This is a genomic window from Mycobacterium sp. E802, assembly GCF_001666875.1.
GTDB lineage: Bacteria > Actinomycetota > Actinomycetes > Mycobacteriales > Mycobacteriaceae > Mycobacterium.
Window position 1 is genome coordinate 1 of the sequence record NZ_LZJD01000164.1, and the last position, 537, is coordinate 537.

2 pseudogenes are annotated in these 537 nt (G+C 65.5%); one reads left to right on the forward strand and one right to left on the reverse strand.

Annotated elements, in window-relative coordinates:
- Positions 1–328, reverse strand: a pseudogene (locus A5699_RS24295) (phosphopantetheine-binding protein); the annotation flags it as partial.
- On the opposite strand from A5699_RS24295, the pseudogene A5699_RS24300 reads away from it, so the two are divergent.
- Positions 321–537 (forward strand): annotated as a pseudogene (locus tag A5699_RS24300) (phosphopantetheine-binding protein); the annotation flags it as partial. The pseudogenes A5699_RS24295 and A5699_RS24300 sit on opposite strands and share 8 nt — an antisense overlap.

The window sequence follows — 537 nt, forward strand, 5'->3', positions numbered from 1 at the left end:
AACCCGTACCGACACGTGCCGCCAGTTGACCCACCGAAGGCGCCTCGAACACCGCGCGCACGGCGAGATCGGCGTCCAGGCTGCTGTTGATCGCGTTGATCACCCGAGTTGCCGACAGCGAGTCCCCACCGAGATCGAAAAACGAATCGTCGATCCCGACCCGCTCCAACCCGAGAACCTGGGCGTAGATGCCGGCCACAATCTCCTCGACCGCGGTGGTCGGGGCACGGTAGGCCTCGGCATCGGTGTAGTCCGGCGCCGGAAGGGCACGCCTGTCGAGTTTGCCGTTGACCGTCAAGGGGAGCGCCGCCATCACCACCACCGCGGTCGAGGAGATTGTGGCCGGCATCTACGCCCAGGTTCTCGGGTTGGAGCGGGTCGGGATCGACGATTCGTTTTTCGATCTCGGTGGGGACTCGCTGTCGGCAACTCGGGTGATCAACGCGATCAACAGCAGCCTGGACGCCGATCTCGCCGTGCGCGCGGTGTTCGAGGCGCCTTCGGTGGGTCAACTGGCGGCACGTGTCGGTACGGGTT